Annotated in this window: 6 protein-coding genes and 1 pseudogene; all 7 read right to left on the bottom strand. The window is 42.8% G+C overall.

The features are described from left to right. Positions 1-78: 78 nt before the first annotated feature. The 7 genes and pseudogenes from RDS42_RS08085 to RDS42_RS08115 all read right to left on the bottom strand — a co-directional run bounded on the left by RDS42_RS08085 (position 79) and on the right by RDS42_RS08115 (position 10,093). Positions 79-1,863: an ABC transporter ATP-binding protein gene (locus RDS42_RS08085; RefSeq protein ID WP_308783201.1), complete on the bottom strand. Its 1,785-nt coding sequence runs from the start codon at positions 1,861-1,863 to the stop codon at positions 79-81. Then, positions 1,847-3,616 (bottom strand): ABC transporter ATP-binding protein/permease, encoded by a 1,770-nt coding sequence (locus RDS42_RS08090; protein ID WP_308783202.1) that lies wholly within the window; start codon positions 3,614-3,616, stop codon positions 1,847-1,849. The genes RDS42_RS08085 and RDS42_RS08090 overlap by 17 nt, the downstream gene beginning before the upstream one ends. A 34-nt stretch (positions 3,617-3,650) precedes the next feature. Then, positions 3,651-4,040 carry a YbaN family protein gene (locus RDS42_RS08095; RefSeq protein ID WP_308783203.1) on the bottom strand — a complete coding sequence of 130 codons (390 nt, stop codon included), beginning with the start codon at positions 4,038-4,040 and terminating at the stop codon, positions 3,651-3,653. Positions 4,041-4,272: 232 nt separating this feature from the next. Beyond that, entirely contained in the window at positions 4,273-5,217 is a 945-nt protein-coding gene (locus tag RDS42_RS08100) for a lysozyme inhibitor LprI family protein (protein WP_308783204.1), read from the bottom strand. A gap of 51 nt (positions 5,218-5,268) precedes the next feature. Then, the gene (locus tag RDS42_RS08105) at positions 5,269-6,300 is read right to left on the bottom strand and encodes an alcohol dehydrogenase (protein ID WP_308783205.1); all 1,032 of its coding nucleotides are present in this window, start codon (positions 6,298-6,300) and stop codon (positions 5,269-5,271) included. A gap of 116 nt (positions 6,301-6,416) precedes the next feature. Then, entirely contained in the window at positions 6,417-8,408 is a 1,992-nt protein-coding gene (locus RDS42_RS08110; protein WP_308783206.1) for a TIM-barrel domain-containing protein, read from the bottom strand. A 15-nt stretch (positions 8,409-8,423) separates the two neighbouring features. Then, a pseudogene (locus RDS42_RS08115) lies at positions 8,424-10,093 on the bottom strand (alpha-glucosidase). Positions 10,094-10,261 lie beyond the last annotated feature (168 nt).

Here is a 10,261-nt window from a genome sequence, read left to right on the forward strand (position 1 = left end):
CCTCTCTTTTCCATATAACATACCTCTCTAAGAAAAAAGACACGGCTGAAACCGTATCTTTTTTGTAACCATATTATTTTATGATACTCTTCCATTTTCCATTTTATACACCACATCTGCCACATTCATGGTGGATTTTCTATGAGAAACCAGAACGACCGTCTTCTGATCTGCCTCTTCTTTCAAGGATTTCAAAATGATACCCTCATTCAGGGAATCCAGATTGGAGGTTGGCTCATCCATCAGGATAAACGGCGCATCATGGAGAAAAGCCCGGGCAATCCCTATTCTCTGTTTTTCACCACCGGAAAGAGTATCTCCCAGTTCTCCAACCTCTGTATCATAACCATTAGGAAGACTCATGATAAAGTCATGAACAGATGCTTTTTTTGCTACTTCCATAATCTCTTCTCTGGAGGCCCCCTGCTTTGCCACTGCAATATTTTCTGCTATGGAATCATGAAACAGATGAGTTTCCTGGGTCACATAACTTTCTGTATCACGAAGCCGGCTGGTAGGAATATTTCTTACATCTTTTCCATTTACAAGTATTTTTCCGGAATCCACATCCCAGAACCGCATGAGAAGCTTTAGTAAAGTAGATTTCCCGCTTCCACTGACACCATGAATTCCCACGATCTTTCCTGGCATGATCTTAATAGAGTAATCGTTCAGAATGCTTTCGTCCTCATAAGAGAATGACACATGGGAAGCCTCTGCACCAGAAAAATCATTTCGTCCGGCTGCTGCCAGAGCGTTCTCTCTGTCTGATGTCTGAAAATCACCTTCTTCCTCTGAGATTTCCTGTACCAGCGGCACTTCCTCAAGCAATGATAATACTCTCTCTCCACTTGCCAGTGTCTGATTCAGATTATTTGACAGACTGGACAATGCAACTACCGGACCGAAGGAGCCCATCATGGCTATGGTGCAAAGAATCACCCCATCAAACCCGATTTCCTGTTTCCCATACAAGTATAAAGTAAAAAACAGCATTCCAAAAGATGCCAGAAGGATTGTCAGATTTGTCACCGATCTCTGACCGCCTTCCATACGGCTTAGCTTTTTCTGCATTTCTGCAAGCTCCAGCGATTTTTCTTCCATCTGTTTTTCCCTTTTTTCGCCCTGACCGTACTGGATCGTCTCATCAAGTCCACGAAGGGAATCCAGTACAAAGCTGTTCAGCTCTCCAAATTTTGACCGGAATTCCATTCCGCTGCTGCTTCCCCGGCGTCCATTCCATAAAGGAATCACAGCACCGACGATCACATACGCACAAAAAGCAAAAATACCGGTTTTCCATTGATAACTCCCCATAAAGATCACCATTGTCAAAGATGTCAGAACTGCAATGGCAATAGGCGATATGGTATGTGCATAAAAAACTTCCAAAAGTTCGATGTCTGTAGTGATGATCGAGATCAGATTTCCCTTATCCCGGCCCTCAAGCTTTGCCGGACAAAGCTTCCGAAGAGCTGCAAAAACCTTATGTCGGATGATTGCCAGAAGCTTAAACGCAATAAAGTGGTTGCAGTACTGCTCTGCATAATGCAGAACTCCCCGGCAAACTGCCAGAACTGCCATCAGGATAAATATATTTTCTGCTGTCAAACCGTAAAGTACACTTCCCCCTATACCGGAAGAAAAGTTAAAATTCATCCCTTTCAGAAGAGTCTGTCCTGCCAGTATGGTCAAAAAAATTGCACACAAATAGCCCGCTGTCCCAAGAAGGATTGCCAGCAGCATAATATGAAGAAGAGGCTTCACAAGACCGATCAGGCTTCCCATGATCTTCAGCGCGCTTCTGCGTGTTGTCAAAAGATCCGGTTGTCCGGATGTCTTATTTTTATTCCCTGCTGTCATCTTTCATCCTCCCTTCTCTGTCAGGATTACAATAATTTTCCAGATCCATCTGGCTTTTATAAAGCTTTGCATAATCTCCATCAAGCTCCAGCAGCTGATGATGGTCTCCCTGTTCACGTATCATTCCATCTTTCATCATATAAATGCAGTCGGACTCCACTACATTTGCAAGCCTGTGAGAAATCAAAAGAACCGTTTTGGTTCTGGCAAGCCCGCGGATCACATCCATAATAAGCTCTTCACTTTCTACATCGATGTTGCTGGCAGCCTCATCAAAAATATAAACCGGTGAATCATGAAGCAGTGCTCTGGCAAGAGCAAGTCTCTGGCACTGGCCTCCGGAAAGATTTTCCGCACGTTCCAGAAGCTCTGTCTGAAGTCCCTTCTGTGTATCCAGAAATCCCATAAGATTGACCCTGGAAAGAACTTCTCTCATTTCAGTCTCTGAAGCATCCGGCTTTGCCATACGGAGATTTTCTTCCACCGTTCCTTTAAAAAGATAGCTGTTATGACGAACTAATGTAATATTTTTCATAAGCAAAGACTCTGAAATCTCCGAAATATCTATTCTATTAATCGCAACAGAACCTGTAAATCCCTTGTTTTTTCCTGCCAGAATTCCTGCAATGGTGCTTTTTCCACATCCCGATTCTCCCACAAGGGAAATAAAGGATCCGGCTGGCATATAAAGATCAATTCCTCCAAGGATTTCTCTCTCTTTTTCATAAGAAAAATGTACATCCTGAAGCCGAATCTCTATTTGATCCTTATCCAGTTCCCGGCTGCCCTGTTCCGGTTCCGGCAGATCCAGTATGGCAAAAATTTTATCGCTTGCTGCCATTCCGTTCATGGCAATATGAAAAAAGGACCCCAGAAGCCGCAGCGGAATAAAAAATTCCGATGCCAGTAAGATTATTGTCAGGGCCCCTGCAAAGTTCAGCTGCCCTTTAAGAAATTCTGATGCCGCCACGATCATTCCTGCAGCCGCACCGCCATAGGCCACAATATCCATTACACTTGTAGAATTCAGCTGCATAGTCAGAACCTTCATGGTAATCTGACGAAATCTCTGGGCTTCCTGATCCATTTCCTGTGCTTTCTTTTCATCTGCCCGATAGATTTTCAGAGTCGTCAGCCCCTGAAGATTTTCCAGAAAAGAATCTCCCAGTCCTGTGTAAATACTCCAATATCTGTTTAAAAGTTTTTTTGCCAGCTTCTGTACTGCAACAATAGAAACCGGTATCAACGGCACGCAGATCAGAAGCACCAGACTTGCCCGGAAGCTTACCCGCATCAGCACCAGAAACAAAGTTACAGGTGCCAGAAGGCTGTAAAAAAGCTGAGGCAGGTATTTTCCAAAATAAATTTCCAGTTGTTCCACGCCTTCTGTACAGACCTGCATGACTTCCGAAGTAGAAACCTTTTCGGAATAAGAAGCTCCAAGTCTTCTCATTTTTTCATATATTTTTTTTCGAAGAATCTGTTTTACCCCTACACTGGCCTGATAGGAAGCTCTGGCTGCCATTCTTTCACAGACAAAACGTGCTGCAACGCAGATTACCAGAATCAAAACAGTCTGCCCTGCATGGATTCCTCCATCCATACCGGAAAACGTTGCTGCCTGCGCCAGCATAGCTGTAATGGCAAATACAGCTCCAATCTGTGCCAGAAGTGAAATCCACTGCCAGAATATATTGTATATAATGTATTTTTTTGCGTGAGACAAAAGTCCCACCAGTCTTTTTTTTATCATTCTGCAAATTTTCTCCTGTTATTTTTCTGACCGACTACTGATCTGTGTTTGCAGGAATCGTGCGTATCCTGTAAAAAAAATAAAAAAGATGAAACACCCAGACAGCTGCCAGACAAATCCTTCCTGCAGGTACATCCTCCATTAAAAGAAATCCTATTCCCATAATCCCGGAAACCATTGCCACGATCCGGAGCTTTGTGTTCATAGTCATTGCCCGTTCCTGTACAAAGCTGTCCAGATGTTTTTTGTACAGCTTCGTCCCGACAAACCAGTCGTGAAGCTTTCGGGAACTTTTTGCAAAACAAAAAACAGCTGCCATATAAAAAGGCACTGTCGGCAAAAACGGAAGTATAATCCCCAGGGATCCCAGTCCCAGACATAAAAATCCAGGAACCATCCAGAATAATTTTGTTATTTTCTTCATTTCAAGAACCTTTCTGCAGCAAATTAATTCCTGTTTTGTAGGCTTCAGGAAGCTGCTGTGATATACTGTCTTTTCAATAGTATGTTTCAGCTAACTTATGGATAAGTATACTTCAACTAACTTGTATTTGTCAACCTCTTTTTGGAATTTCCTGAACAGCCGTTGCGAAAACTTATAATACTGATAATAAAACATGGGGCGGTTTCCATCACCGCCCCAGTCTGATCTGTATTCATCTTAAATATTCTGCCAGTACATACACTCTGTCTCTTGTGACAGCCGCTGCTTTTCCATTTTCTATTAATGTACGCATAGAAGTCTCTGCATTTGCCCCGGCTGCAGTTACCGCTGCTTCTTTTTCAGCAATCCAGTCTAATTCTTCATCTCTGAGCCGCTCCATATCCGCGGCTGGTAATCTTGTTTTAATTCTCTGCCACATAGAATTTAATTGGTCGTCCCAAACAAGAAAAAGTTCATTGGAAAGCTGTATCATCACTGTCAGATCCTGTTCTGTACCAAGACGGCTTTCCAGAACTGACGCACGGGCTGCCGTCTGTTTTAATTCTTCATCAATACCTGAAACAGACGCTTCAGTCACTTCTTTCTCTGTACTAAAAAAACCTTCCTGTGCCACTTCATTATAAATTCCCGGAAAAGCAAGCTGACCATTCTCATCTATGGTTCCCGGAAGTGTCCTGACCCAGTCCAAGTATCCCTGTGAAAGCTCTGCTGCAGGCGCCCCCTTCGTATAAAACAGAATATTTTCTGCGTGATCCATACCATACGGTTCACTATATATGATCCGCATTCCATCAGAAATTTCTGTTGTACCAGGTGCTTCTTCACACTGTATATATTCAATCTGTGCAATATAAGTATAATTGTTTACCGCTTCCAGATCCGTAAACTTTCCGGAAAAATCACTGACATACATGGTTCCATTAGGATATTCTTCCCCGGAATCTCCCATATCCGTATCATGATAATTTCCCTGAAAAGTTCCGTCTTCATTTACTTCCAGTTCAGTGGACCATGATCCAACTCCACTTGTAAAACAAAAATTATAATTTTCCAGATCCGCATAGGAAAGCTGCCCCTCTGCCAGTACAGTCCGTCCCATTCCAAAAGTCCCTATTATACAGAGAAGTATCATTCGTTTTGCTGTATTCTTTCTCATAGCCGTTCTCCTTAATATTTTCTTTTATTCCAACCTATACCATTGTATCCTTTACACAATCGCTACTTTTATAACATGATCTTCTCTGTTTTCAAAAAGCTTATATGCTTCTTCAATCTGTGCAAGAGGATATTTATGCGTAATAAGAGGCGTGGTATCGATTTTTCCCTCCTGGATCAGCCGGAGGATTTCCTCACAGTCGCATCCGTCTACCCCGCCTGTCTTAAAGATCAGATTCTTCCCGTACATATCCGGAAGAGGAAGGATCTGCGCTTCATCATACAGCGCTACCACTGTGACAACAGCATTCGGTCTCGCGCATTCCCATGCCATACGGAAAGTATCTCCGGCTCCTGCCGCTTCTATGACCACATCCGCGCCGCCATGGTCACTGTGCTTTTTCACAAAATCCTGCGCCTCTTCTGGTTCCACAAGAAGCACCTGAGGATAATGTTCTTTTACAAATTCACGGCGTTTCGGGTCTTTTTCGCATACAATGATCCTTTTAGGGTTTTTAAGCATAACACAGAGCAGGGTACAGATTCCCGTAGGACCCGCTCCCAGAAGAAGAACCGTATCCTCCTCTTTAATCTCGGAAATCCGTGCAGCCCAGAACCCTGTTGCCAGAATATCTCCCACAAAAAGAGCCTGTTCATCTGTCACTTCATCCGGAATCCGATCCAGCCCCTGATCGGCGTAAGGAACCCTCACATATTCTGCCTGTCCTCCGTCGATCCGGCATCCTAATGCCCAGCCGCCATCCGGATCCGTACAGTTATTCACATAGCCCTTTTGGCAGAAAAAGCATTCTCCGCAAAAGGTTTCTACATTTACCGTTACCCTGTCTCCAGGCTTCACTGTTTTTACCGCAGAACCTGTGCGTTCCACAATACCGACCATCTCATGTCCCACCGTGATCCCGGGTACTGCTCTGGGAACCGATCCATGCTTAATGTGAAGATCGCTTGTACAGATACTTGCCATAGTCACACGAACGATGGCATCTCTGTCATCCTGAAGAAGCGGTATCGGTTTTTCCCTGAGTTCAAATTTACCTTTTTCAACATATGTATAAGCCAGCATATTTACCTCCATTACATCTATCGTCTGTCTCTGTATATTATAATAGCTTTTCCCAAAAATGAAAAGCAGCTAGCCTATTTTCATAGACTAACTGCCTGAAACCTTTGACTCTGTATTTAACTCTTCAGCACCCTGTAATTCTCTTTTTTATCATACTCTTTATGGATTCCGTCATCTTCATATAAAGTATAACTGCTTTCCTCATATCCGATCAGCTGCAGATGCTCTGTATCAATCTCTTTTACACATTCTGCTGCTTCTGCGATCGGAATGCATTTTCCACTGCGGACAAAAAGCGGTACTTCGTTCAGAGCCACCTCCACATAATGGACTCCTTTTTCAAGAATTTCTTCTGAAATAGTTCCATCCGGCAGAAATTTAACAAATTTCATCTCTTCCGGCAGGTAAACATAACGTCCCCTTGCATTCTGTTCATAAACCGGCGCGATCATGATCTCATTCCCAAGTATCAGCTGATCTTCCACACGAACTGCCATTTTATCATTCGGATAGACAAATCCCATTGGCCTGAAGTACATATCATCATTCAGCGCCGCTTTCATATATTCGCTGTACAGATAAGGAATAAGACGATACCTCACTCCGATCACATGACGGAAATCTTCTATATTTTCAAACTGATAGCACTCCTGTTCTCTTGTTCCCGCAGCTGCATGATCGCGCATCAATGGGGTAAAGACGCCAAGCGCCAGGAAACGGAGCAGAAGATCTCTGGTGGTATCCGCTCCAAATCCTCCAAGATCCGCGCCTGTATACAGGAATCCACACATATTGAGAGACGGCAGCATTTTCAGATTAAGGAGAATATGTGACCACCAGGATTTGTTGTCTCCTGTCCAGATCCCGCCATAGCGGTGCATTCCAATATAGGAGGATCTGGAAAACATCAGAAAACGTCTGTCCGGATCAATTCGTTCAAATGCCTCTCCAGCTGCTCTTGTCATATTAAATCCAAAAAGATTATGTACCCTGTCATGACGGATCTTTCTGCCGTCCACATTATGATAAAACCTTCTGTAATCCTCCGGATTATTTGCAAGATCTTTCATTTTTGCCTGCATGGTCCATGCATGGACTCTGCCCTCGGTATCTTCTGCAAATTCTGCCGCAAGCTTCTTTGCCTCCGCCAATCCTTCTGCAGAATAAAAAATTGCAGGCTCGTTCATGTCATTCCAAAAGCCTTCGATTCCCTGATCTGTAAGGAAACGATATTTGTTGCCAAACCATTTCCTGGCATCTTTATTCAATACATCCGGAAAATGTGTATCACCGGGCCATACTGCCGCCACAAAATCACTTCCGTCTTCCCTTTTGCAGAAGTAATCGTTTTTGACGCCTTCTTCATAAACTACATATCCAGGTTCTGCCTTGACTCCGGCATCAATAATGGGGATCATACGGATTTCCTGATCCTTCATTTCCTGAACAAAGCCCTGAAAATCCGGGAAATTTTTTTCATTTACTGTAAAATCCTTGAAATCCTGCATATAATCAATATCCATGTAGATCATATCGATAGGAATATGATTCTCACGGTATCCTTTTGCAACTTTGCGGAAATCTTCTTTTGTCGTGTATCCCCAACGGCTCTGTCCAAAGCCAAAAGCAAACTTTGGCGGGATATAGCTGTGTCCGATCACATGGCGAAACTGTTTCACAATGTCGTATGCAGTTTCTCCCTCAATTACATAAATATCCAGATCTGCATTTTCACAGAAAATTTTCATTGTATCCATTCTGGCATAGCCGATATCAAACATCAGCTTTCCCGGATAATCAAAAAACAGTCCAAACGTTGTTTTTCCGCTTACAATAATGAAATTGTGCGCCCCATACAGGGATCGTTTGTCTTCTGTATGCTCCGGATCATCTGTACAGTTGCTGATATAACAGTAGCCTCTCTTGTTGATTCCACGGTTGGATTCTCCAAGACCATAAACAATATCCTCTTCATCCATGATATAGGTAAAAGCAAATCCATTTTCCAGACTGATTTTACCATAAGGGAAACCGCCCTCTGCCGTCTCGATTTTTTCCGTCAGCGCCTCCGTCTCAAAAGGCGTACCATACCTGTACTTTCTGATCATTTCACAATATTCCTTTCATTCTTTATATAATACAAATGCTTCATAAGGTCTCAAAACAAAATTTCTGTCAAATACAGTTCTTCCCAGATTCGTAATCAGACACTGCGCTCCTGCAAATTCTTCCGGGATCTCCATCTCTGCATCCTGATCACTGAAGTTGCAGACTGTCAGAAGTTTTTTTGATCCAGTTTTCTTGTATAAGCAAAAATCTTATCGTCATCACGACAAAGAGCCTCAAAGGATCCATAAACAATGATCTCTTTTTCTTTACGAAGGCGGATCAGTTTCTGATAATAATGAAAAACTGAGGCTGGATCGCCCAGCTGCTGCGCTGCATTGATTTCCTTATAATTGGAATTTATTCTGATCCATGGTTCCCCGCTTGTAAAGCCGCCCTGCGCTGAATCATTCCACTGCATAGGCGTCCTTGCATTGTCACGGCTTCTGAGCATCAGGCATTTCATCATATATTCAGGTGTCATAATCCCTGCTTCTGTCAGCTCTGTAAAGAAATTTATGCTTTCAATGTCACGATAATCTTCCAGTTTATCAAAGTACGCATTGGTCATTCCAAGCTCTTCTCCCTGATATACATACGGAGTTCCCTGCATCATGTGCAGACAGGTTGCCAGCATTTTTGCAGATGTTTCTCTGTAGGCAGGGTTATCATTTCCAAATCTGCTGACACTTCTTGGCTGATCATGATTTCCCAGAAACAGGCTGTTCCATGCCTTTCCCTGCAGTTCTTCCTGCCATTTGATCATGGTCTTTTTAAAATCCCTGAAGTTAAATTTTGCCGTTGTCCACTTTCCATAATCACCGCAGGCATCTTCTACATGCTCAAACTGAAATACCATGTTTAACTCATTCCGATCTTCTCCGGCATACTTCTGCGCTTCTTCAATGGTAACACCGGAAGTCTCACCAACCGTCATTATATCATACCTGGAAAGCACTTCTTTATTCATTTCCTGCAGAAATTCGTGGATTCTCGGGCCATGCACACAATATGGATTAAAATCCCCATAAAGCCCGTTCTTAACCTCTCCATCCGGAAATGTCTGATTTTTTGAGATCATACTGATAACATCCATTCGGAAGCCATCGATCCCTTTTTTACACCAGAAAGTCATCATATCATAGACTTCCCGGCGCACCTTTTCATTTTCCCAGTTAAGGTCCGGCTGCTTCTTTGAAAACAGATGCAGATAATACATCTGCGTCTTCTCATCATATTCCCATGCAGAACCGCCGAATACTCCGCCCCAGTTATTTGGTTCTTTTCCGTTGACCGGGTCTTTCCAGATATAATAGTCACGGTACGGATTATCCTTGGATTTACGGCTTTCTATAAACCAGTTATGTTCGTCAGACGTATGATTGACTACCAGATCCATCAAAACTTTAATGTCCCTTTTATGTGCCTCTGAAAGCATTTCTTCATAATCTTCCATAGTTCCGTAGTCTTCATATATCCTGCGGTAATCCGAAATGTCATATCCGTTATCGTCCTGAGGAGACTCAAGCATTGGCGAGATCCACAGCACATTTACGCCAAGTTCTTTCAGATAATCAAGCTTTTCTATAATTCCTTTAATGTCTCCAATGCCGTCTCCGTTGCTGTCTTTAAAACTTTTTGGGTAGATCTGATAGACTACGCTTTCTTTCCACCATTTTTTCTCCATGTTGAGCCTCCTGTTATTTCTATATTTATTTTACTTCACTGCACCAGCGACAACACCATTCATGATCCATTTCTGACAGAAAATATAAATATCTGTCCTGTTTCTTTTTGGTAGTTTTACTATAAATCATGTTTCCCTGTAAAATCAATAGGTTTCTCGAGAAACTAA

The sequence above is a fragment of the uncultured Blautia sp. genome (assembly GCF_902497045.1).
Lineage (GTDB): Bacteria > Bacillota > Clostridia > Lachnospirales > Lachnospiraceae > Blautia_A.

Coding starts and splice junctions, on each gene's coding strand:
- RDS42_RS08085 (WP_308783201.1), bottom strand. CDS start 1,863: ATGACAGCAGGGAATAAAAATAAGACATCCGGACAACCGGATCTTTTG.
- RDS42_RS08090 (WP_308783202.1), bottom strand. CDS start 3,616: ATGATAAAAAAAAGACTGGTGGGACTTTTGTCTCACGCAAAAAAATAC.
- RDS42_RS08095 (WP_308783203.1), bottom strand. CDS start 4,040: ATGAAGAAAATAACAAAATTATTCTGGATGGTTCCTGGATTTTTATGT.
- RDS42_RS08100 (WP_308783204.1), bottom strand. CDS start 5,217: ATGAGAAAGAATACAGCAAAACGAATGATACTTCTCTGTATAATAGGG.
- RDS42_RS08105 (WP_308783205.1), bottom strand. CDS start 6,300: ATGCTGGCTTATACATATGTTGAAAAAGGTAAATTTGAACTCAGGGAA.
- RDS42_RS08110 (WP_308783206.1), bottom strand. CDS start 8,408: ATGATCAGAAAGTACAGGTATGGTACGCCTTTTGAGACGGAGGCGCTG.